At 69.2% G+C, this 21193-nt stretch carries 18 protein-coding genes; 8 read left to right on the top strand and 10 right to left on the bottom strand.

The features are described from left to right. Nucleotides 1-50 precede the first annotated feature (50 nt). On the bottom strand, nucleotides 51-1238 hold the full coding sequence (locus HUA74_RS06180) for a trypsin-like serine protease (RefSeq protein WP_254624947.1): 1188 nt from the start codon (nucleotides 1236-1238) through the stop codon (nucleotides 51-53). 110 nt (nucleotides 1239-1348) lie between these two features. Between HUA74_RS06180 and HUA74_RS06175 the strand changes: the two genes are divergently transcribed. After that, nucleotides 1349-1855, top strand: a complete 507-nt coding sequence (locus HUA74_RS06175) for a GNAT family N-acetyltransferase (protein WP_174453795.1) — start codon at nucleotides 1349-1351, stop codon at nucleotides 1853-1855. 22 nt (nucleotides 1856-1877) lie between these two features. Here HUA74_RS06175 and HUA74_RS06170 read toward each other — a convergent pair whose 3' ends face one another. From HUA74_RS06170 to HUA74_RS06155, 4 genes are all read right to left on the bottom strand, one after another. After that, on the bottom strand, nucleotides 1878-2438 hold the full coding sequence (locus HUA74_RS06170) for a hypothetical protein (protein ID WP_174453794.1): 561 nt from the start codon (nucleotides 2436-2438) through the stop codon (nucleotides 1878-1880). 12 nt (nucleotides 2439-2450) lie between these two features. Continuing rightward, nucleotides 2451-2831, bottom strand: coding sequence for a hypothetical protein (locus HUA74_RS06165; protein ID WP_141646162.1), 381 nt, complete (start codon nucleotides 2829-2831; stop codon nucleotides 2451-2453). A gap of 3 nt (nucleotides 2832-2834) precedes the next feature. Further along, nucleotides 2835-3728, bottom strand: coding sequence for a hypothetical protein (locus tag HUA74_RS06160; RefSeq protein ID WP_141646161.1), 894 nt, complete (start codon nucleotides 3726-3728; stop codon nucleotides 2835-2837). 157 nt (nucleotides 3729-3885) lie between these two features. Continuing rightward, complete coding sequence (locus HUA74_RS06155; RefSeq protein WP_174453793.1) at nucleotides 3886-4695, bottom strand: CheR family methyltransferase; 810 nt, start codon at nucleotides 4693-4695, stop codon at nucleotides 3886-3888. Nucleotides 4696-4879: 184 nt separating this feature from the next. Here HUA74_RS06155 and HUA74_RS06150 point away from each other — a divergent pair, with 184 nt between their 5' ends. Continuing rightward, on the top strand, nucleotides 4880-6967 hold the full coding sequence (locus HUA74_RS06150; RefSeq protein ID WP_217442799.1) for a M3 family metallopeptidase: 2088 nt from the start codon (nucleotides 4880-4882) through the stop codon (nucleotides 6965-6967). A 31-nt stretch (nucleotides 6968-6998) separates the two neighbouring features. On the opposite strand, the gene HUA74_RS45450 is transcribed toward HUA74_RS06150, so the two are convergent. Then, entirely contained in the window at nucleotides 6999-9029 is a 2031-nt protein-coding gene (locus HUA74_RS45450) for a R3H domain-containing nucleic acid-binding protein (RefSeq protein WP_305794678.1), read from the bottom strand. 263 nt (nucleotides 9030-9292) lie between these two features. On the opposite strand from HUA74_RS45450, the gene HUA74_RS06135 reads away from it, so the two are divergent. The 4 genes from HUA74_RS06135 to HUA74_RS45445 all read left to right on the top strand — a co-directional run bounded on the left by HUA74_RS06135 (nucleotide 9293) and on the right by HUA74_RS45445 (nucleotide 13840). After that, nucleotides 9293-10972: a DUF1592 domain-containing protein gene (locus HUA74_RS06135; protein ID WP_371745637.1), complete on the top strand. Its 1680-nt coding sequence runs from the start codon at nucleotides 9293-9295 to the stop codon at nucleotides 10970-10972. Next, nucleotides 10969-12315, top strand: coding sequence for a DUF1552 domain-containing protein (locus HUA74_RS06130; RefSeq protein ID WP_174453792.1), 1347 nt, complete (start codon nucleotides 10969-10971; stop codon nucleotides 12313-12315). Before HUA74_RS06135 ends, HUA74_RS06130 begins: the two co-directional genes overlap by 4 nt. A 71-nt stretch (nucleotides 12316-12386) precedes the next feature. Next, complete coding sequence (locus HUA74_RS06125; RefSeq protein WP_141645453.1) at nucleotides 12387-13040, top strand: CAP domain-containing protein; 654 nt, start codon at nucleotides 12387-12389, stop codon at nucleotides 13038-13040. 71 nt (nucleotides 13041-13111) lie between these two features. Next, on the top strand, nucleotides 13112-13840 hold the full coding sequence (locus tag HUA74_RS45445; protein ID WP_254624946.1) for a CAP domain-containing protein: 729 nt from the start codon (nucleotides 13112-13114) through the stop codon (nucleotides 13838-13840). 9 nt (nucleotides 13841-13849) lie between these two features. On the opposite strand, the gene HUA74_RS06115 is transcribed toward HUA74_RS45445, so the two are convergent. The 4 genes from HUA74_RS06115 to HUA74_RS06100 all read right to left on the bottom strand — a co-directional run bounded on the left by HUA74_RS06115 (nucleotide 13850) and on the right by HUA74_RS06100 (nucleotide 18134). Next, on the bottom strand, nucleotides 13850-15148 hold the full coding sequence (locus tag HUA74_RS06115) for an alpha/beta hydrolase (protein ID WP_174453791.1): 1299 nt from the start codon (nucleotides 15146-15148) through the stop codon (nucleotides 13850-13852). Nucleotides 15149-15264: 116 nt separating this feature from the next. Next, nucleotides 15265-16095 carry a dienelactone hydrolase family protein gene (locus tag HUA74_RS06110; protein WP_174453790.1) on the bottom strand — a complete coding sequence of 277 codons (831 nt, stop codon included), beginning with the start codon at nucleotides 16093-16095 and terminating at the stop codon, nucleotides 15265-15267. 112 nt (nucleotides 16096-16207) lie between these two features. Beyond that, a complete protein-coding gene (locus HUA74_RS06105) occupies nucleotides 16208-16993 on the bottom strand; it encodes an FKBP-type peptidyl-prolyl cis-trans isomerase (RefSeq protein ID WP_141645450.1) in 786 nt (261 codons plus the stop codon). Between the two features lie 190 nt (nucleotides 16994-17183). Continuing rightward, nucleotides 17184-18134 carry a DUF3445 domain-containing protein gene (locus tag HUA74_RS06100; RefSeq protein WP_174453789.1) on the bottom strand — a complete coding sequence of 317 codons (951 nt, stop codon included), beginning with the start codon at nucleotides 18132-18134 and terminating at the stop codon, nucleotides 17184-17186. Nucleotides 18135-18342: 208 nt separating this feature from the next. Here HUA74_RS06100 and HUA74_RS06095 point away from each other — a divergent pair, with 208 nt between their 5' ends. Together HUA74_RS06095 and HUA74_RS06090 are read left to right on the top strand one after the other, a co-directional pair. After that, nucleotides 18343-19875, top strand: coding sequence for a parallel beta-helix domain-containing protein (locus tag HUA74_RS06095; RefSeq protein ID WP_141645448.1), 1533 nt, complete (start codon nucleotides 18343-18345; stop codon nucleotides 19873-19875). 25 nt (nucleotides 19876-19900) lie between these two features. Further along, nucleotides 19901-21181, top strand: coding sequence for an SO2930 family diheme c-type cytochrome (locus tag HUA74_RS06090; RefSeq protein WP_174453788.1), 1281 nt, complete (start codon nucleotides 19901-19903; stop codon nucleotides 21179-21181). Nucleotides 21182-21193: the final 12 nt, after the last annotated feature.

The raw sequence follows: 21193 nt of genomic DNA, 5'->3' as shown, positions 1-21193 counted from the left end.
CAGGACTCAGGTGCCCATCGCCCGCGGAGCGCGATTTCCGAGGGCCGAAATCAACGCCGCCGCTTGACTCCCGCCAGCGCCAACACCCCGAAAATCACGAGCCCTGGAGCACTGGAACAGCCTCCCCCGGAGGCCTCGTCCGGTGCCTCGGGCTCGGGGTCGGGAGGCAGGGGTGTGCAGGGTGTGAAACAACGACAGGCGTCGTCTCCCTCCGACTCCAACCGGGCGCAGAGCCCTCCCGCTCCGCACATGGCGTCCTCGGTGCAGGTCGCACCGAATGAGCCTTCTCGCAGGGCGGGCAGGAGGCAGCGACCTGGGGCTCCCTCCGTCGCGACACAGGTGAGTCCGGAGGGGCACTCGGCGTCTCGCTCGCAGGCTTCACGGCACAGCGCCTCGGGCTGAAGCGTGGGCTCCGGCGCCGGTGGAGCGCTCGCGAGAAACGGGCGGATGAAGTCCTCCAGCAACGCATCCACTCGCACGTTGACGGCTTCGGCACGACAGGCCACGTCACCGCTCACGGTCAGCCCGATGAGGACTCCGTCGCTCGCGAGCACGGGGCCTCCGCTGTCACCCACGCAGCTCATGCCCGGTGCGGGACCTGCTCGAAAGGCGGCGGGCTCCACGCTCGTCACCTGGAGCGTGCCCTGGCGCCGACGGCCCGACGGCGCATTCGCGTCCTTCGTGTCGCCATACCCCACGGCTCGCACGTGCGTGCCCACGGACATGGACACACCGACAGCGGGAAGAGGCACGGGCGCGACATCGACTGGAGCAGCCAGTCGCAGCAGCGCCGCGTCGTAGGCGTGGGTGCTCGGCACATAGCTCGGATGGATGGTCGCTCGAGAGACGCGGATGAAGCGGCCCGAGACCTCCGGCGTCGGCGACAACACCGTCCCGAAGAACACCTCGTGCGCCCCCTCCGCACCGAACAGGTCCAGACAGTGCGCCGCCGTCAGCACCACGTCCGGCGCGATGAGCACTCCCGAGCAGAGCAGCAACGGTGACTCGCCGCTACACCGTGTCCGGCGAGCGAGCAGTGCCACGGTGGCGACATCGTCGGGCGCGTCCGTGCCCTGGACGATGCGACGCGACACCTGGCCTGGAGGAACATCTCGCACCTCGGGCGCTTCCGAAACGGGCGCACACGCGACCAATCCCACCAGCACCAGCAACACCATGCGAGCAGGAGGACGGCCGCGACACGAGGAGAGGTGCGTCATGCTGAAACCAGGAGTCATGGCACGCCTCGATGTCGTCGTTCGACAGCGTTGGCTCGGTGGATGTGGCAATCGAGCATCAGTCGGTGCACGGTGACCTTTCCGGCGAAGCCCAGCCCCGAGGAACCCCGATGCCCTTGTCGATTCGACCCGAGACTCCCGCCGACAGCGCCACCATCGAGCGCCTCACCACCGCCGCGTTCCTGGACGCCCCGCACACGAGCCACACCGAGCAGTTCATCGTCAACGCGCTCCGACGGGCCGGAGTGCTGTCCGTGTCCCTGGTCGCGGAGGACGATGGTGTCATCGTCGGTCATGTCGCCCTCTCACCCGTTCGCCTCTCGTCCGGAGAGGAGGGCTGGTACGGCCTGGGGCCCATCTCCGTGCTGCCCGAGCGCCACGGCCAGGGCATCGGCGCCCGGCTCATGACGTCCGCGCTGGCTGAACTGCGCGCCCTCGGCGCCTCGGGCTGCGTGCTGCTCGGCGACCCGGCCTTCTACCAGCGCTTCGGCTTCCTGCCTCGACCGGGCCTGGTGCTGCCCGACGTGCCCGCCGAATACTTCCAGGCGGTCTCCTTCACCGGCCATTGGCCCGTCGCGCAGGTGACCTACCACGACGCGTTCAACGCGACGGAGTGAGCGACACCGCGGCGCAAGGCCCTCACGGAGCCGGGCGTCCTTCCCGAGCGGCCTCCGCCGCCGCCGCTTCGGTCAGCGTGCGGAGTTCCTCGCGCAGTCCCACCAGTCGACCATGGTGACGCTTGAGCAGGGTCTCGAGCTGGTGAACGCGCCCCGAGTCTCCCCGCGCCTCCGCCAGCTCCCGCTCGTGCTCCAGCCGCTCCACATCACGCCCCAGCAGCGCGGTGATGTGGGTCGTCTTCTCCAGCTTCCACTGCGCCGTCTGGGGCAACTCCGGCTGAAGCTCGTCATTCGTCTGCGGCGGAGGATTCGCCACCTCCGGCTCCGGCGCCACATCCCCGGGCCGCAGCGCCACCACGGTGGCGTCACGTGGAGCCGCCTGGGGCTCCGGAGGGGACTCGGGACGGGGCGCCGCCGCCGCCACGGTGGGAGTCGGCGCGGGCGATGACGGAGGCGGCGCGGAGGCAGCCTCCTCCATCACCTCGGGAGGCTCGGAAGGGGACGAGCGCCACAGCAGGCCCAGCGACACGGCCACGCCCAGCGCCACGGCCGCCATCAGCATCAGTCGGTATCGAGTCTTCATCGCTCGCCCTCTTCAGAAACGCACGCGCCAGCCGCCGGCCTGACGCTCCACGCGCAACAACCACGGCTCCTTGCCCACCTCGCCGTCACGCGCGATTCGCGCCCGCACCAGCACCGCGTCCGAATCCCGTCCGTCCAGCTTGGACTCGACGATACCGACAAGCGACAGGCCGTGCTCGTGCATCTCCCGCACGGCCTCCTCGCACGGACGCATGCTTCCCCCGGTGGCGAGCAGCGGCCCCAGCACCGCGCAGTCCTCCGAGGGAAGCGCCTCGAAGAAGCGCCGCACCGTCTCCTCCGCGGCCTCCGTCTTCGAGGCCGTGGACGAACACGCGAGCAGGGCCCACACGGCCCCGCTCACCCACACGCCCCTGCTGCCACGACGGATGCGCATGTCTCAGTAGCAGTTGGAGGCGAACAGCTCGTCGTCCGTGGCGGACACGAACTGGTCATCACACCAGGCGCTCGCCAGGACGTGGCCGTTGCGCACGCAGCCGTCGTGGTTCGTCGCATCCAGCGTGTACTGGGTGTCACCGCCACAGCCACCGCCGCAGCGGCCGAAGCAGTTGCCCATCACCTTCGGGCGGGACCAGTGGTCCGGCTCGCCGCACAGCCAGGAGCTGCCGCTCAGGTAGAACTCATCCCCGCCGCACGACGTGTGGTCACCGAGCTGGGCGATCTGCTGGTTGCCCGCGTAGCTGAAGCCACCCTTGTTGCAGTCGTGCTTCGCGTACGAGTACCAGTTGTAGACGCCGCCGCAGCTGCCGGTGTTCTTGCCATTGCAGCGCGCATAGCTGCACAGCATGGTGTAGCCACGGCCCTGCTCGCCCATCACCGTGCGCTGGAGCTCCACGGTGGACGGATGCTGCGCCCACAGGCCCACCGCGCGCCGCAGATACATCGCCTCTGGAGCCGCCGCGTCACCCGTGGGAAGCTGGGCGCTCAGCGCGTCGTAGAACGCCGACAACAGCTCGCGGTCCGCGTCCGTCAACTGCGTGTCCGCCGCGCCCTCGTCCGCGAAGCCATCCATCGTCGACACACCGCTGGCCGGGTCCAGCAGACCCGCGAGCGTCATTCCTCTCAGCCGCACCTCCAGCCGGTAGACACCGGGCTCCACCTCTCGCGCGGAGAAGGAAACCTCGCCTCCGTCCCGAGCGAAGGTGCCACGCGTGTCGCCCGTCTCCGCGGACAGCGTCAGCCCCTCCTGCCGAGACTGAACCGTCTCACCGCCGCCAGAACCACCACAGGCCCACAGCATCAACGTCGCGACCGCACAGAGCGCCTTGCGCATACCGTTGCATTCCCTCCGGCCAGGGGACTTGGCCCCGAAAGACAAGCGGTGGTACCGGGCGCTCCTCGCTCACTCAAGGCCGGGTGCGTCACGGCTCATCCATCCCCGCGTGAAACACCTGGATGTCTCACGGGTGCAGAGGGACCCGGCCCAGACTTCAGCGTGAGACAGGCACACGGAAGACTGGCAGCGCACCCGCGACGCGCTCCAGGTCCACACCCCCTTCCGGAAGGGACTCCCGGGTGCCGATGACGAGCAATCCTCCTGGCGCGAGCCGAGCCACGAGCCCCGCGAGCACCTCGCGCTGGAGCGACGGCGCGAAGTACGTGAAGGCGACGTTGCGACACAACACGAGCTGGAACGGCCCCTCCTGCATGCGGGCTCGCAAGTCTTCATGGAGGAAAATGAGACCGTCACGGTACTCGGGGGTGAGACATGGCTCGGTGTCGGAGCCAGGAAAGGCTTCGGTCCGCCAGTCGGCCGGAAGCTCGCGCAAGGTGCCGCGCGGATAGCAGCCCTTTCGGGCCCGGGCGAGCAGGGCTCCATCGGCCTCCGTGGCGACCAGCTCCAACCGCGCCCGCGGAAAGCGCGGCAGGAGGCCCCGCCGGAAGAGAATGCTCACGGTGTAGGGCTCCTCGCCGGAGGCACAGCCCGCGCTCCAGACTCGCAACACGGGGGACGACTGGAGGAGCGCGGGGAGCAGTTCGTCCCGCAGCGCATCGAAGACGCGCGCGTCGCGGTAGAAGCGGGAGATGGTGACGCGACAGAGCGCGTCCAGCACGGCCCACTCCTCCGGGTCCGAATCCAGCCGTTCGCGATACGCGGCGAGGTGCGGGAGCCCCAGCGCATGGAGCCTTCGGCCCAGGCGCTTGCAGACCTGCCCGCGCACCCGGTGGAACCCCTCCAGCCGCAATCGCAGCCGGGGCGCGGCCCACCGCAGCAGCTCCGTGCAGTCGTCGTCCTTCACCGCGCGCTCCCGCTCATGTGTCCACTCTCCAACCCCGTCACCGTCACCACCACCGTATGCCTCCTGCCCGCGCTGGCGAGCCCACCCGGAGAATGTCAGGCACGCCGGGGGACGGGCGAGCGAAGCAGGCCGGGATGTGGCATGACGCTCCGGCGTTTGCGTTGGAACCTGGAGGAATCTGCCCTTGAAGAGACTCACTGCGCTCACCCTGTCGGCGGCCCTGGCGGCGGTCGGCTGTACGCATGGCACCGCGGCCACCGAGCCGACCACCCCTCCCGAGCAGGCCGCCGCGCCCGCCGCGCCCGTTCAGGAGGCCGCGCCCGCCCCACAGCCGCTTCCTCCGCCTCGCACGGCCGACGTGCTCTCCGGCACCGCGGAGGCGTTCAGCGCCGCGTGCACCGCCGACATCGAGCGGGCCCAGGGCCAGATCACGGCGCTGAAGAAGCTGGACGCGCGCAAGGACGGCAAGGCGGTGCTCGCGGCGTATGACGAGGCGACGGGTTCGCTCGTCTCCGCGGCCAACCGCTCCAGCCTCGCCCGCGAGGTCCACCCGCTGCCGGCCTTCCGAGACTCCGCCCGCGAGTGCGAGCAGCGCGTGGACACCACCAACGTGGATATCTCGCAGGACCGCGGCGTCTATGACGCCCTGTCCGCCGTGGACCTGTCGCAGGCGGACGGGCCGACGAAGTACTGGATGGAGCGCACGCTGCTGGACTTCCGTCGCGCCGGCGTGGACCGCGACGAAGCCACGCGCGCCAGGGTGAAGTCGCTGAACGAGGAGTTGCTCAAGCTGGGCCAGCAGTTCGGCAAGAACATCGCCGAGGGCGTGCGCCAGGTGTCCCTCACGCCGAAGGAGCTCAACGGGCTGCCCGAGGACTACGTGAAGACGCACCCGGTGGGGAAGGACGGCAAGGTGGTCATCACCACCAACTACCCGGACTACTTCCCCTTCATGACGTACGCGAAGGACGGCAAGGCGCGCGAGAAGCTGTGGCGCACCTACCGTCAGCGCGCGTTCCCCGGCAACCAGGAGGTCCTGTCGCAGCTCATCGCCAAGCGCTACGAGCTGGCCACGCTGCTGGGCTATCCGAGCTGGGCCGCGTACACCACCGAGACGAAGATGACGCGCACGCAGCAGGCGGCGTCGGACTTCATCGACCGGCTGGCGGCGGCCACCCAGGCGCGCGCGAAGCAGGAGTTCGCGGACCTGCTGGCCCGCAAGAAGAAGGACGTCCCGGGCGCCAAGACGCTCGAGCCGTGGGACCAGGACTACTACGAGGACCGGCTGCGCGCGGAGCGCTTCGGGTTCGACTCGCAAGAGGTGCGGCCCTATCTGGAGTATGGCCGGGTGAAGGCGGGGGTGATGGACATCACCTCGCGCATCTGGGGGATTACGTACCGCCGCGCCGACGACGCGAAGGTGTGGCACCCGGAGGTGGAGGCCTATGACGTGCTCGAGGGGAGCACGCTCCTGGGCCGCATCTACCTGGACATGCATCCGCGCGACGACAAGTACAAGCACGCGGCGCAGTTCGACCTGGCGTCGGGTCAGGCCGGCAAGCGGCTGCCGGAAGGCACCCTGGTGTGCAACTTCGCGCGGCCAGGCGAGCTGATGACGCACGACGAAGTGGAGACGTTCTTCCACGAGTTCGGCCACCTGCTGCACGCGGTGTTCTCCGGCAAGCAGCAGTGGAGTGGCATCACCGGCATCCGCACGGAGTGGGACTTCGTGGAGACGCCGTCGATGCTGCTCCAGCAGTGGGCGGGCAATCCGCAGGTGCTGAAGGAGTTCGCGAAGCACCACCAGACGGGGGCTGCGATTCCCGCGGAGATGGTGGAGAAGCTGAACGCGTCGAAGGAGTTCGGCAAGGGCCTGTGGGCGCGGCGGCAGCTGTTCCTGTCGGCGGTGAGCCTGGATTACTACTCGCGCAAGCCGGGCTTCGACACGACGACGGCGCTGGTGGAGCAGCAGACGAAGCTCAGCCCGTTCAAGCACGAGCACCGTCCGGGCACGCACTTCGAGCTCGCCTTCGGGCATCTGGATGGGTACTCGGCGGCGTACTACACGTACCTGTGGTCCTCGGTCATCGCGAAGGACCTGGAGACGGAGTTCCAGAAGAACGGGTACCTGGACCGTGAGACGGCGATGAAGTACCGCCGCACCGTGCTGGAGCCCGGTGGCTCCAAGCCCGCCGCGGAGCTGGTGAAGGACTTCCTCGGCCGCGACTACGGCTTCGAGGCGTACCGCGCCTACGTGGACGCGGCGAAGTAGCCACACGAGATGTTCTTGGGGAGCCCGTGTGTCACGGGCTCCCCTCGTGGTCTTCCTTCGCGAGCGCGGCTTCGACTTCCGCTCCCAGCGGGTAGATGACCAGGTGCCGCGAGGGCTCGCTGCCGTGGCTCACCGCTTCCAGCGGATAGCGGCTCACCAGGCGATGCTGGAGCTTGCGCACCCGGGACTGGCGCGGCGACAAGGCCACCGAGATGCCTTCACCCAAGGCCCGCTTCACCGCGTGCTCGGCCTCCGCGATGGCGTCTCGGACTTCTTCCTCGTCCACGCCCTCCAGCACGTTGAAGAAACCCTTCAGCGCCCGACGCAACTCCGTCGAACTGGCGCGCTTCACCGCTTCCACCCGCGCGCCCGTCTTCGCCACCACCCGTCGCATCCTCGGATCGTTCGCGCGTGAGCGCAGCGTCACCACCAAGTCCGCGGACTCCAGCCGACTCACCAACCGGACCTCCACCGGCAGCTCGCGCAGCACCCGGAGCAGCAGGTCTCGATTCACGCCGTGCGGATAGAGGCGCGTGAGCCCCTTGGGCTCCTCGGCGGGCCATGCGTCGGGGGAGTCGTCGGCACGGCGCGGAGCGAAGCGCGTGGGCCGTGACGCGGGAAGCATCGCGGCGCCCGTCGCGGCCCGAGACTCCGGCAAGCCGATGCCCAGAGTGGAGATGCCAGCTCGCGTGTGACGCTCGGCATCCGCTTCCGTGAGCAGCGTGGGGGGCGCGGCGGATTGCTCCGTCTCGGCATGAGCGGCCGTCACTTCCTCATCATCCAGCGAGGCTTCGTCGTCCTCACCCACCAGGCGCTCGCTTCGGCGTGTGTCATCCGCGTGCGAACTCTCCTCCGTGCCAACGGTCTGCGAGACGCCCGTCTCCGAGGGCTGACGTGCGCTCGACTCGCGCAGCGCGCCTCCCTCGCCAGCGGGCCTCGTGACGCCCATCGGTACAGCACGCGCCGCGGACCGTTCCACTCCCGAGCCCGTCCCCACCGGACGTCTCACCATCGGGCCTCGCCCCAACGCCACTGGAGGCAACGCCTTCGCCGGCTCCACCTCCACGCGCCCCGTCACTGCGTCCTGCCTTCGCCGCTCGCCACCCACGTCCTTGCCGGCCAGCAACCGGTCCACCGCATCCGCGGTGTCCGCGTGCACGCGCACCTCGTCGCGGCTCACCATCTCCACCACGATGTCGAACGTGGGCGGCGCCTTGCGCTCGCTCACCGTCTTCTGCGTGCGCCGACGCCGTGCCTCATCGTCGCTCAGCGTCACCGTGTGCACCCCGCCCACGAGGTCCGACAGCGTGGGGTTCAGCACCAGGTTCTCCAGCGTGTTGCCATGCGCCGTCGCCACCAACTGCACGCCCCGCTCCGCGATGGTCCTCGCCGCCGACGCCTCCGCCGAGGTCCCAATCTCATCCACGATGATGGCCTCGGGCATGTGGTTCTCCACCGCCTCGATCATCACGTCGTGCTGCCGGTCCGGCCGCGACACCTGCATCCGCCGCGCCCCACCAATGCCCGGATGCGGCACGTCTCCGTCCCCGCCAATCTCGTTCGACGTGTCCACCACCATCACCCGCTTGCCCAGGTCATCGGCGAGCACGCGCGCCACCTCGCGCAGCTTCGTCGTCTTCCCCACCCCGGGCCGCCCCAGGAGCAACAGGTTGCGCCCCGAGCCGATGAGGTCCTTCAACATGTCGATGGTGCCGTAGACCGCCCGCCCCACCCGCAGCGTCAGCCCCACCACCCGCCCCCGCCGATTCCGGATGGCCGAGACGCGATGCAACGTCCGCTCGATGCCCGCCCGGTTGTCCTCCCCCGGCGCCCCCACCCGCTCCAACACCTGCTGCAAATCCTCGGGCCCCACCAACGCCTCTCGCAGCCGCACCACCCGGTCCACCAGCCGCGCCTCGGGCGCTCGCCCCAAATCCAGCACCACCTCCAACACCCCCGAGACAGCAAGCGCCCGCACGCCCTCCCTCAACCCCTCTGGCAGCACGTCCACCAGCAACAGGAAGTCGTCAGCAACGGCGGCATCGGCACGCGATGAAGTCATGGCGCGTCTCCTCTACCGGAGCCTCGAGGCCGCTTCCATGCCCCCCACGAATCCCCTCGTGCTCGGCCACCCGGTGCCCACCCAGGGAAACCCTCTTCACCCCCACATCCCTTCCGCGACCCAGGCGAGCACGGTCCCCACCCGTCCACCTCGCCCCCCAGGTCGCCCTCCGCGTTCACTGTCCAGCGCGATGCCTTGGTGAGCGTCTTGCTTTGCCCCGACCGGATTCCGCCAGGCGCGGCGCTGCGAAAGGGGTTGAGGACGTGACTTCCAGGCCTCACGAACGAAGGCTCGGGCACTGGCTCGCGAGCGCGGGCTGCATGCTGCTGCTCGCCGGCTGCAAGGGCGACTCACTGCCCAAGGCTCGCGTCCTCCCCGACCAGGACAATCCCCACACCCAGAATGACGAGTGCGAGAACGTCTCCGGTGACCCCGGCCGCGTCACCCTGCACCGCCTCAACCGCGCCGAGTACGACGCCACCGTGCGCGACCTGCTGGGCGACACCACCCGCCCCGCCCGCGACTTCCCGACCGACGACCACGGCTACGGCTTCGACAACAACGCGGATGTCCTCAGCCTGTCTCCCCTCCTCCTGGAGAAGTACGCCACGGCGGCGGAGAAGCTCGTGGAGACCGCCTGGGCCCAGGGCAAGCTGCGCACCTGCGCACTGGACGCCATCAATCCCGAGCCCTGTGCCCGCGACATCGTCTCGCGCTTCGCTCGCCGCGCCTGGCGCCGCCCCGTGACTTCCGAGGAGGTGGACCGGCTGCTGCGCGCCCTCACGCTCGCGAAGCAACAGGGAGACACGCCCGAGGCAGGCGTGAAGCTCGCCCTGCGCACAGTGCTCGTGTCGCCCCACTTCCTCTTCCGCGTGGAGAAGGACCCGGAGCCGACCTCCGCCACGCCGCGCCGGCTCGACGACTTCGAGCTGGCCAGCCGCCTCTCCTACTTCCTCTGGAGCAGCATGCCGGACGAGCCGCTCCTCCAGGCCGCCGAGCAAGGCAAGCTGCGCACGCCCGCGGAGCTGGAAGCCCAGATGCACCGCATGCTCGCGGACCCGAAGGCCCAGGCCCTGGTGAGCAACTTCGCGGGACAGTGGCTGTTCACCCGCGCGCTCAACTCGGCGGAGCCAGACCCCGCGCTCTACGGCGCCTTCAACGAAAAGCTGCGCGAGGCCATGCGCCAGGAGACCGAGCTGGTCTTCCAGGAGTTCATCACCGGCGACCACAAGCTGAGGGACCTCATCGACGCGCCCTTCACCTTCGTGAACGACGCGCTCGCCACCCACTACGGCCTGCCCCCACCCGGCAGCGGCACACCGCGACGCGTGGACCTCTCCGGTCATCCGGAACGCCAGGGCATCTTCGGCCACGGCTCACTGCTCACCGTCACCTCCAATTCGGACCGCACCTCGCCCGTGCAGCGCGGCGTCTGGGTGCTGGAGCAGCTGCTGTGCTCCGCGCCGCCACCGCCGCCGCCGAACGTGGAGGGCCTGCCGCCCCCCGTGAATCCTCACATGACGATGAAGGAGCGCATGGCGCTGCACCGCAGCCTACCCCAGTGCCAGGGCTGTCACCGGATGATGGACCCGCTGGGACTCTCGCTGGAGAACTATGACCCCATCGGCCGCTGGCGGCTGAACGAGGTCAGCGGCGCGCCCGTGGACGCCACCGGAGACCTGCCCGACGGCACCGTGCTCAACGGCAGCGTGGACATGCGGCGCTTCATCAAGGAGGACCCGAAGCTGCCCTCCTGCTTCACCGAGCACCTGCTCACCTACGCGCTCGGCCGAGGCATGGCGGAGGCCGACCACTGCGCGGTGAGGGAAATCGCCGCGACGGCGGAGGCCAGCGGCGGACGCCTCAGTGACTACATCCTCGCCATCGTCCTCAGCGACCACTTCACCTCCCGACGGGGAGACCCGGAGGCCCAGTCACCATGAGCAAGAAGCTGTCACTGTCCCGTCGGACCCTGCTGCGCGGCGCGGGCGCGCTGATGGCGCTCCCCCTGCTGGAGCGGATGGTGCCCGGCACCGCGCGCGCCGCTGAGGCCCTGCCCACCGCCCGCCGACTGGCGGTCTTCTACGTGCCCAATGGCATTCACATGCAGAAGTGGACACCGACAGGCACCGGCGCCACCTGGGAGCTGACGCCATCGCTCCAGCCGCTGGCGCCCGTGAAGAGCGACGTGCTCGTCATCAGCGGGCTCGCCAACGACTCCGGCAGGCCGGACGGAGACGGGCACCACGCCGCGGGCACCGCCGCGCTCCTGTCCTGCACCAAGGCCTTCAAGACGGAGGGCACCGACTTCCACGCGGGCATCTCCATGGACCAGGTCATCGCCAACCACCTGGCCCAACAGAAGGCCACGCGTTATCCCTCGCTGGAGCTGGGCAACGACGCGGGCCGAGGCATCGGCAACTGCGACTCCGGCTACGCATGCCCCTACGCCAACAACATCTCCTGGGCAGGGCCCCGCACGCCCATGGCCAAGGAGGCTCGCCCCAAGGCTGTCTTCGACCGACTCTTCGCGGGCGTCGACCCCGGGACGACGCAGGCCCAGATAGAGAAGCGCCGCGCCTACGGCCTGAGCATCATCGACTTCGTTCGCGAGGACGCCACCACGCTCCAGAAGCAGCTCGGCGCCACGGACCGCCGCAAGCTCGATGAGTACTTCACCAGCGTGCGCGATTTGGAGAAGCAGATGGAGGCCCTGGGCCAGCAAGGCATCACGTGTGGAAGCCAGGTCGCCCCCAGCGAAGACGAAGACCCGCGCACCAAGACGAAGGCGATGATGGACCTCATCGTCCTCGCCTTCCAATGCGACCTCACCCGCGTCGCGACCTTCATGATGGCCAACGCGCGCAGCAACAAGGTGTATGGCTTTTTGGGACTCAGCGGCGGACACCACGCCTACTCGCATCACCAGTACGTCCAGTCCAACTACGACGCCCTGGCGCGCATCGACCGGTGGGAGGTGGAGCAGTACGCCTACCTCGTGCGGCGTCTGAAGGAGTCCCAGGATGGACCAGGCGCGTCGCTGCTCGACAGCTCGCTGGTGTACTTCACCAGCGAGGTCGAGGACGGCAACGCGCACATCCACCGGAACCTCCCCGTGCTCCTCGCGGGCAAGGGGGGCGGAGCCGTCGGAACGGACCGGCATCTGCGCGCACCGGGCATGCCCATCGCGAACCTCTACATCTCCATGATGCGGGCCATGGGCGTCCCCAACGTCACCACTTTCGGCGCGGATGGCACGGGCGAGCTGGCGGGGCTCGGGGGGTAGACGCCGACCTCGCGAACGCGGGGATTCAACGTCACATGCACGCGTGGGAGTCCTGACGCATCATTCTCGTCATGCGTCCGTCTCCCCTCGCGCTTCGCTGGCCTCTCCTTGTCCTGCTCGTCCTTCCGCTCAGCTGCGTCCCGGCCACCTCCAAGTCGGGGCAGCGCAAGTCCTCGACGGCCCCGCGCGCCGCGACCACCGCGTCCCGGGGGCAGCAGACGTCCGCGCGCGGCACGCCCCAGGAGTCGCGCCCCACGCCGTCCCCCGCGAAGGACTTCGCGCGGGACATGGTGGAGGCGCACAACGAGGCCCGCGCGCAGGCTCGGCCGACACCGAAGCCTTCGCTTCCGCCGCTCGTCTGGTCCGAGGACGCCGCGCGACAGGCCGCCTCGTGGGCGAAGGCGTGCAAGTTCGACCACAACCCCGACCGGGGTGACTTCGGGGAGAACCTGGCCGCCGCCACTCCGGATGCGTGGGGGACACGACAGGTGGTGAAGAGCTGGGCGGATGAAGTCGCGGACTACGACCACGCGCGCAACACCTGCAAGAAGGGCAAGGTGTGCGGCCACTACACGCAGGTGGTGTGGCGCAAGACGGGCGCGGTCGGCTGCGCCACGGTGCTGTGCAAGAAGAACTCGCCCTTCGGCAGCCAGTTCCCCACGTGGCAGCTCTGGGTGTGCAACTACACGCCGCCCGGAAACTTCGTCGGACAGCGGCCCTACTGAGTCGGGCTGCCCGTGGGTACGCGGTCCGCACACCCTTTCGGACGTGGCGAGGGCGGCGGATAATCCGCGCCATGAACCGCTCCCTCGTCCGACCTCTGCTGACCTGCGGTCTCCTCGTGGCCTGGCTCGCCGGTGCCGGCTGCGGCTCGGATGAGCCGGACGATGACGGCCCGGACACCGGAGACTCCGGCACTCCCGACTCGGGTTCTGGCACGCCGGACTCCGGTTCGGGCACACCTGACTCGGGTTCCGGTACGCCGGACTCCGGTTCGGGCACACCTGACTCGGGCTCTGGTACGCCGGACTCTGGTTCGGGCACACCCGACTCGGGCTCTGGCACGCTGTCGCCATTCGCCCAGGACATGCTCGCGGGACACAACGCCACCCGCGCCGCCGCACAGCCCACGCCGAGCCCCGCGCTGGCGCCGCTCACCTGGGACACCGCGGCGGAGGAGAAGGCAACAGCCTACGCGGCGAAGTGCAAGTTCGAGCACAACCCCGACCCTGGCAACTACGGTGAAAACCTCACCGCCGCCACGCCGAACTCCATGTCCACCCGGAACGTGGTGGAGGGCTGGAGCAGCGAGGTCAAGGATTACAACTACGCGAACAACACGTGCACGAGCGGCAAGATGTGCGGCCACTACACGCAGGTGGTGTGGCGCAACACGAAACGCGTGGGCTGCGCCACGCAGGTGTGCACGACGAACTCGCCGTGGGGCAGCCAGTTCCCCACGTGGCAGCTCTGGGTCTGCAACTACGCGCCCCCGGGCAACTACTCGGGCCAGCGACCGTACTGAGTCAGGCCCTCAGCGCTCCAGCGCGCGAAGCCACGCGGAGAGGGTGTCGAGCGCATCGCTCGTCACCACCTCCACTCCCGGCTGGTCCTCTCGCGCCGGCTCCGCGAGCCAGTGGTCCGCGCGCGCAATCACCTTCACCAGCGCCCTTCCCGGCGCGCCGGGCCGCAGCTTCAGCCCGCGATTCAGCGCCCGCGCCGTGAGCGAAGCGGGCGTCGTCTCATCGCGCTCGCCCAGGAGCGCGAGCACCGGCCCGCGCACCCGCCGCAGGTCCTCCGCAGCGTCGTAGGACAACACGTTGCGCCACATCTTGCGCTGCACGTCCAGGAAGCGCGCCACCGGCAGGCCCTTGAAGGGCGGCATCGCCGTCACCGCATACCAACGCTTGCGCTTGGCCCGCTGGAGCTGGAAGTCGAGCGTCTTCAACGCACGCGCCGCGCCCTCGTCCGTGTACAGGCGCGCGTCGTACAGCACGTCGAGGAACTCCGTCAGGTCCACCAGCTCCGGCCCCGTGAGGCCCCGCCGCCGACCCTCGTTGCGCATGCGGTGCTGCTCCTGCTTCCACACCGCGCCGCCCCCTCCGGACACCAACACCAGGAACCCCACGTCCTCCGGCGACTGCGCCGCCGCGCTCACCGCCGTCCACGCGCCCTGGCCAAAACCCATCAACCCCACCGCGCCACCCGGCGCCACCCGCTGCCGCAACAGCCGCGCCGCCACCAACCCATCCACCGCCCGCTCCCGCACCCCGGACTCCCACGGCTGACTGTCCCCCGTGGAGCGCCCCGTGCCCCGCGCATCGAACGTGAGCACCGCGAGCCCCTGTTCGACGAGGAACGTCGGATAGGGCTCCAGCGACTCGCGCGTGCCCTGCCCCGCCTCGTGCAACAGCACCACCGCGTGCCGGGGCGGCCCTCCCGCCGGCAACCACAGCGTCGCGGACAAGGTGACGTCGCCGCTGCGCAACGAGAGCTCCTCGGTGCGCACCGGCACGGGCTCCAGCACGAGCGCCCCGGCGGCCACTCCGCTCAACGTCAACGTCGGCGCGCGCCAGACAGCCAACGCCGCGGGCCGACTGCCCTCCAGCGACCACAACCCCTCGCCCCGAGGCTCCAGCCGCCAACGCCGCCGCGAGGCGAAGTCCATCAAGAAGGCCGACGACGCGTCCCGGCCCACCCGCACCAGGCCCCCATCGGGCCGCCGCCACGCTCCCGCGAACGGCGGCGGCGCGTCAGCCACCACGGGCGACGCCGCCAGCGCCACGCTCCCGGAGAGCAGCAGCCCCAGGCCCACCACGACACTCACACCCATCCTCGACAACCGCACCTCCCGAAGCCGTGCTCCTGTTCAAGCCGACCTGGAGCCCAGGAGCAACCTCGCGTCACGCTCCCGCGAACACATGTGGACCGCTGGACATCCGCGCCCTGTCAGCGCCGCAGGTGGTGCTCGAAGAACATCGACGTCTCCGCCCAGGCCATCGCCGCCGCGCGCTCGTCGTAGCGCTGGCCGGACGGGTTGGCGAACGCATGCTCCCCTTCCAGCTCGACGATGCGGTGGCGCACCCCCGCCGCGTTCAACGCCTCCCGGAACTCCTGCACCGTCTCGGGCGGAATCGACGCGTCCTTCGTCCCGAAGATGCCCAGGAGGGGCGCCCGGATGGCCGCCAGCTCCTGAGGGTCCGTCACCGGGTTGCCATAGTAGATGACCGCCGCGTCCAGCTCCGGAATCGCCATGGCCGCATGCAGCGACCAGCTCCCACCGAAGCACCAGCCCAGGCTCCCCGTGCGAGTCGCGCGCACCCGCGAGTCCTCCCGCAGGAACGCGTGCGCCGCCTTCAGCACCTGCATCCCACGCGCCGGGTCCACCGCCTTGAGCAACGCGAGCGCCTCATCCGACGTGGTGGCCACCTTGCCGCCATACAGGTCCACCGCCAGCGCCGCGTAGCCGTTGGCCGCCAGCCGGTCCGCCCAGTGTCGGATGTGAGGATTCAGGCCCCACCACTCGTGGATGAGCAGCACGGCGGGCAGCGGCGCCTTCGCGTCGGGCGGCAGGCTCAGGTACGCCTTCGTCCCGGCCACCTCCACCTCCTGACCCAGGAGCTCCGGCGGCGCGTCACCGCGCAGGGTGTGCATCGCCTTGAACTCGGCCTCGGAGACCGCGCCCGTGGACGACGGCTCGCGCAGCACCTCGTGGGGCTTGCCCCGCGTGCAACCTCCCACCAGCAACAACGCGCCCAACAGCAGCAGGTGACGGTGCATCGCGTTCCTCCCTCGGCGTGTGGCGCTCCGAGCGCCCCAAACGAAGAGGGCTGGCAAGGGATTCCCCTGGCCAGCCCTCCTCTCTCCCGCTCCGAGTGGAGCAGGGAGGTGACTACTTCTTCTGCGCGGCCGACGGAGGCGTCGCGGGAGCACCCGGCGCACCCGGCGCGCCAGCAGCAGGCGCCTCGGGGGGCTTGACGATCTCCAGCAGCTCCACCTCGAACACCAGGGCCGAACCACCCGGGATGTTCGGGGGCGCGCCGCGGTCGCCGTAGGCGATGTCGGACGGGCACACCAGCTTGGCCTTGCCGCCGACCTTCATCTTCTGCACGCCCTCCGTCCAGCACTTGATGACGCCCTGGAGCGGGAACTGCGTGGGCTCGCCCCGCTTGTAGGAGCTGTCGAACTCCGTGCCGTTGGGCAGCGTGCCCTTGTAGTGGACCTTCACGATGTCCGTGGCCTTCGGGGAATCACCCGTGCCCGCGGTCAGCTCCTTGTAGACGAGACCCGACTCGGTCTTCGTCGCGCCAGACTCCTTCGACGCCTCGTCCAGGAACTTCTTGGAGTTCTCCTTCTCCTTCTCCGCCTTCTGGGTGCTGCGCGCGCGCGCCAGCTCCTGCAGCTTCGGCCCGTACGTCTCCAGCTCCACCGCGGGCTTCTCGCCCTTGACCTGCGCGGTGAGGCCCGCCTTGACGTACTCCAGCTCCTCCGGAGTCATCTCGAACACGCTGATGCTCTTGCCGATGGACAGGCCGAGCGCGTACAGCGTCTTCTGGTCCTCGCTCTGCGGGGTGGCCGCCGCGCCCGGCGTCGTCGCCGTGGCACTGCCATCCTTCGCACCCTGAGGCTGGCACGCCGCCACGCTCAGCATCATCGCAACCAGACACATCTTCCGCATGTGTTTGCCCTTCCTTGGCTTGCAGCGGCAGCGAACCCGCTGCCAGTCACAGTTCCGGAGGGGCGACTTACTACAGAAACGCGCGTTCATCTGCTCGCCGGCACCACCTGGACGCTCAACAGCGCCAGACTTTGGCCTTCATTCCATCTGGGTGGGATATTTCTCCACCCGGCGTCTTCGTCGCCCGGACTCAGGGTGACTCGGACGGACCTTCACCCGTGGGGGGCGCCTCCAGGTACGCCAGCAGGGGCTCGCGCAGGGGGCCCAGGCGTTTGTAGCCGCTCATGTCATCGGGGACGGTGCGCAGCACCTGGGCCAGGCGGCGGCGGCGCTCGGGCGTGGGCACCTCGCCGGCGACGGGTGCCAGGTACGTGTGGATGGTGAAGAGGACGGCGCCGGACTCCGGGAGGCGGCTGAGCGTCTGACGCTCCAGGCGCAGGAAGCAGCGCTCACCGGCGTTCTGGGGGGTGAGGCCGTCGAAGAGGTGCAGCCACTCCGCCCGCGCCCGCGGCTCCATGCACAGCCGGTCCGTGACGGTGAGGGCCCAGTTGCAGCGCGTGACGGTGCGCCCGGGCTTGAGGCCCTCCATCAACCGCAGCGTGGCGGCGCCCACTTGCTCGGCGAAGCGCGGCACCGGTGCGTGGACCTCCAACAACGGCCGGCCCAGCTTCTGGTCCAGGCACCACCCGGAAGGAAAACAGAGCTGGCCGGCGACCAGCGGAAAACCCTCACGCGCGCCGTCGAGCACCAGCAGATCCTCCTGCACCTGCCGGCCCACCCAGTCCAGCGGCGCCAGGGGCAGGCTTTCCGCGTCTCCCGGCACGAAGCGGGAATCCGTGCCGAGCAGCGCGTTGCGCCAGTGCCAGCGTCCACCCTCGCCTTCGAGCCGCGTGAAGTGAGCGGGCGACTCGTCCGCCATGCGCGTCAGTAAAAGCCTCAAAACCTCCCATTGAAGCGGCTCCGTTCCTGGCAATGCCTGGAATCGCGCGCGGAAATCCTCGCGCAGCAGCGACGCCTTCAACGCCAGCTCAGCCGCATAATGCGGTGCGTCTATCTCGATGAGTGTTTCACCTGCCCGCAGGGCGCGTACTCCAAGTGCCGTCGCATAGGTGTCCTGCTCGAAGGGGAAGTAGGGCAGCACGAGGGACGCATCTCCTGACCCGCGAAAATACAGGCTCCATTCCATTGCACATCGCACCGCGTCACGAAACCCAGGCGTGGAGGAATTCCTCACCGAACGCTTGAGGTCGGGCGGCGCGGAGACGAGTATTCGCGCATCCCTCGCCGCGCTTCTCAGCATCGCACTCATGTGAGTCGAAGAGGCGCGCCTTTCCGCAGGAGGAAACCTGATGAACCGTCTGCCGCTTTCGCGCGTGTCACGTGCCGTGCTCGTCGCCACGCTGGGTCTGCTCGCCATTCCCGCATGCTCGGATGATGACGATGACCGGACGTTCGCGAGCGCCAACCCGGACCCGGGCCCCGGTGTGCCGGACTCGGGCACGCCGGATTCGGGGACCCCGGACTCCGGGACTCCTGACTCAGGTACCGTGTGGCCCGCCGAGTTCTCATGTACCGACGCGCAGCGGACGACGGTGACCTTCAATCCGGGTCAGGAGCAGGCGCTGCAGAACGAGGTCAATGAGCTCAAGCCCTGCACCACGATTCAGCTGGGCGCGGGCACGTTCCGCTTCGACAACGCGGTGACCATCCGCCAGGACGGCATCACCATCGTCGGCGCGGGCCGGGGCGCGCAGGGTGAGGGCACCGGTGGCACCGCCAGCACCGTGCTGGACTTCTCCAACGCCGCCTCCAACACCAACGGCATGGACGTGATTGGCAAGCTGTTCACGGTGCGCGACCTGGCGCTGTGGAACGCGAAGAAGGACGCGCTGCGCGTGGAGAACTCCGCCAACGTGTTCATCCAGCGCATCCGCACCGAGTGGGCGCAGGAGAACAACCCGGACAACGGCAAGTACGGCATCTACCCGGTGAAGTCGCGCTACGTGCTCGTCGAGGACAGCGAGGCGTACAACGCCGCCGACGCCGGCATCTACGTGGGCCAGACGCGCTACACCATCGTCCGCCGCAACATCGCGAAGAAGAACGTGGCGGGCATCGAAATCGAGAACACGAAGTACGCCTATGTGGAGGGCAACACGGCCATCGACAACACCACGGGTCTGGTGGTGTTCGACCTGCCGGGCAACCCCATCAAGGGCACCGACATCCTCATCACCAAGAACATCATCACCGGCAACAACCGCCCCAACTTCGCGTCGGTGACGACCAGCAGCAGCACGGTGTCGCAGGTGCCGGCGGGCACGGGCACGTTCATCCTGGCGTCGCGCCGGGTGGAGTTCGTGGGCAACACGTGGGGTGACAACGAGACGGTGGACATCGCGGTGCTCAGCGGCCTGTCCATCGAGCCCAACCCCGTCCTGTGGGCGGCGGCCTTCTACAACTTCGCCAGCGCGGACGTGAGCATCCACGACAACACCTTCACGGGTGGCAGCGGCGGCAACATCGACCATGGCGCGCCGAGCATGACGCTCCGTCCGCTGGGCTTCCTGATGTCCAACCTCTACGCCTACGGCAAGGCCGTGCACGGCGTGGAGCGGGTGGAGCACGTGCTGTGGGACGGCATCGACCCGTATCCGCGCAACGAGACCATCGCCAACGGCGTCAACATCTGCTTCGTCAACAACACGCTGCCGGCGTCCTCGAAGGAGTCCGTGGTGGACCTGGACCTGATGGCCGTGACGGCGAAGCTCACCGCGACGACGCCCGACCCGACGGGTGCCTGGGCGGAGACGCGCCGCTACAACCAGGGCGTGGCGCCGTTCAACTGCTCGGGCTTCAGCCCCGCGCTGGCGCTTCCCTGAGCAGCGGTTCAAGGACTGACTCGCCATGCGCGCGCCGTACATGACTCGCCTGGGCCTCGCCGCGGTGCTGTTCGCCGCGGCGGTGGCCGCCTGCTCGGGTGGAAACGATGACCCACCGGGCGGCGACAACCCGCCTGACTCGGGGAACCACGACAGCGGCACCCCGGATGCGGGTGACTCTGGCACTCCGTCCACACCCGACGCGGGGCCGGACGCTGGACCGGATGCCGGTGAACCCGACGCCGGAGTGGATGCGGGGACGGACGCGGGCACTCCCGATGCGGGGCTGCCCGAGGGCACCGTCACCATCCCCAACAAGCTGTCGGACCTGGGGCTGTTCACCGGGAGCCCGGCGACCAGCGACTTCCAGCCCGTGGCGGGCAACATCCCCTACGAGCTGACCACGCCGCTGTTCTCCGACTACTCGCTGAAGTCCCGCACGCTGTATGTGCCCGCGGGCAAGGCGGCGGTGTACTCGGCGTCGGACGTGTTGGATTTGCCGGTGGGGACCATCATCACCAAGACGTTCGCGTTCCCCGCCGACTTCCGGGAGCCGGACAAGAACGTGCGCCCCCTGGAGACGCGCATCCTGGTGCGACAGCCGGGCGGCTGGGAGGCGTATCCCTACGTCTGGAATGACGCGCTGACGGAGGCGGACAAGGCCGTGGGCGGCAAGGTGTTCAAGAACTTCGAGTTCATCGACGCCCAGGGCGTGGCGAAGAAGTTCGACTACCTGGTGCCCCAGCGCAACCAGTGCCAGAAGTGCCACCATGTGGTGGATGAGCAGGACAACCAGCAGCTGCTGCCCATCGGCGTGAAGGCCCGGTATCTCAACCGGGACCATGTCTACGACGGACAGACGCTCAACCAGCTCCAGCACCTGGCGGACCTCGGGAAGCTGACGGGGTTGCCTCCCGCCATCCAGATTCCTCGCGCGCCGGACGCCTTCAACACGGCGGAAGCGAGCCTGGAGATTCGCGCGCGCACCTACCTGGATATCAACTGCGCGCACTGCCACAACCCGAAGGCGCAGCCCGGCATCACCAGCCGGCTGTTCCTGGACATCAAGACGACGGACGAGTTCAGCCTGGGCCACTGCAAGCGGCCGGGCTCCGCGGGCAACGGCGTGGGCGGTGAGTTCGACATCGTCCCCGGAGACCACTCCACGTCCATCCTCTGGTACCGCATGAACACCGAGGAGTCGGGAAAGATGATGCCGGAGATTGGCCGCGCCCTGCGCCACGACGCGGGCTCGCAGCTCATCGCCGACTGGATTGACGCCATGACGCCCCGCACCTGCAAGTAGGGCGACACGCGT

This window comes from Myxococcus sp. CA051A (assembly GCF_013336705.1).
GTDB lineage: Bacteria > Myxococcota > Myxococcia > Myxococcales > Myxococcaceae > Myxococcus > Myxococcus llanfairpwllgwyngyllgogerychwyrndrobwllllantysiliogogogochensis.
The sequence above is the reverse complement of the archived record's forward strand: the minus strand, read 5'-3'. Positions and strand labels throughout refer to the sequence as shown.

What these genes read in the sequence shown, in the direction of transcription:
- HUA74_RS06180 (WP_254624947.1), bottom strand. Translation starts at nt 1,238, where the DNA reads ATGACTCCTGGTTTCAGCATGACGCACCTCTCCTCGTGTCGCGGCCGT.
- HUA74_RS06175 (WP_174453795.1), top strand. Translation starts at nt 1,349, where the DNA reads ATGCCCTTGTCGATTCGACCCGAGACTCCCGCCGACAGCGCCACCATC.
- HUA74_RS06170 (WP_174453794.1), bottom strand. Translation starts at nt 2,438, where the DNA reads ATGAAGACTCGATACCGACTGATGCTGATGGCGGCCGTGGCGCTGGGC.
- HUA74_RS06165 (WP_141646162.1), bottom strand. Translation starts at nt 2,831, where the DNA reads ATGCGCATCCGTCGTGGCAGCAGGGGCGTGTGGGTGAGCGGGGCCGTG.
- HUA74_RS06160 (WP_141646161.1), bottom strand. Translation starts at nt 3,728, where the DNA reads ATGCGCAAGGCGCTCTGTGCGGTCGCGACGTTGATGCTGTGGGCCTGT.
- HUA74_RS45450 (WP_305794678.1), bottom strand. Translation starts at nt 9,029, where the DNA reads ATGACTTCATCGCGTGCCGATGCCGCCGTTGCTGACGACTTCCTGTTG.
- HUA74_RS06130 (WP_174453792.1), top strand. Translation starts at nt 10,969, where the DNA reads ATGAGCAAGAAGCTGTCACTGTCCCGTCGGACCCTGCTGCGCGGCGCG.
- HUA74_RS06125 (WP_141645453.1), top strand. Translation starts at nt 12,387, where the DNA reads ATGCGTCCGTCTCCCCTCGCGCTTCGCTGGCCTCTCCTTGTCCTGCTC.
- HUA74_RS45445 (WP_254624946.1), top strand. Translation starts at nt 13,112, where the DNA reads ATGAACCGCTCCCTCGTCCGACCTCTGCTGACCTGCGGTCTCCTCGTG.
- HUA74_RS06115 (WP_174453791.1), bottom strand. Translation starts at nt 15,148, where the DNA reads ATGGGTGTGAGTGTCGTGGTGGGCCTGGGGCTGCTGCTCTCCGGGAGC.
- HUA74_RS06110 (WP_174453790.1), bottom strand. Translation starts at nt 16,095, where the DNA reads ATGCACCGTCACCTGCTGCTGTTGGGCGCGTTGTTGCTGGTGGGAGGT.
- HUA74_RS06105 (WP_141645450.1), bottom strand. Translation starts at nt 16,993, where the DNA reads ATGCGGAAGATGTGTCTGGTTGCGATGATGCTGAGCGTGGCGGCGTGC.
- HUA74_RS06095 (WP_141645448.1), top strand. Translation starts at nt 18,343, where the DNA reads ATGAACCGTCTGCCGCTTTCGCGCGTGTCACGTGCCGTGCTCGTCGCC.
- HUA74_RS06090 (WP_174453788.1), top strand. Translation starts at nt 19,901, where the DNA reads ATGCGCGCGCCGTACATGACTCGCCTGGGCCTCGCCGCGGTGCTGTTC.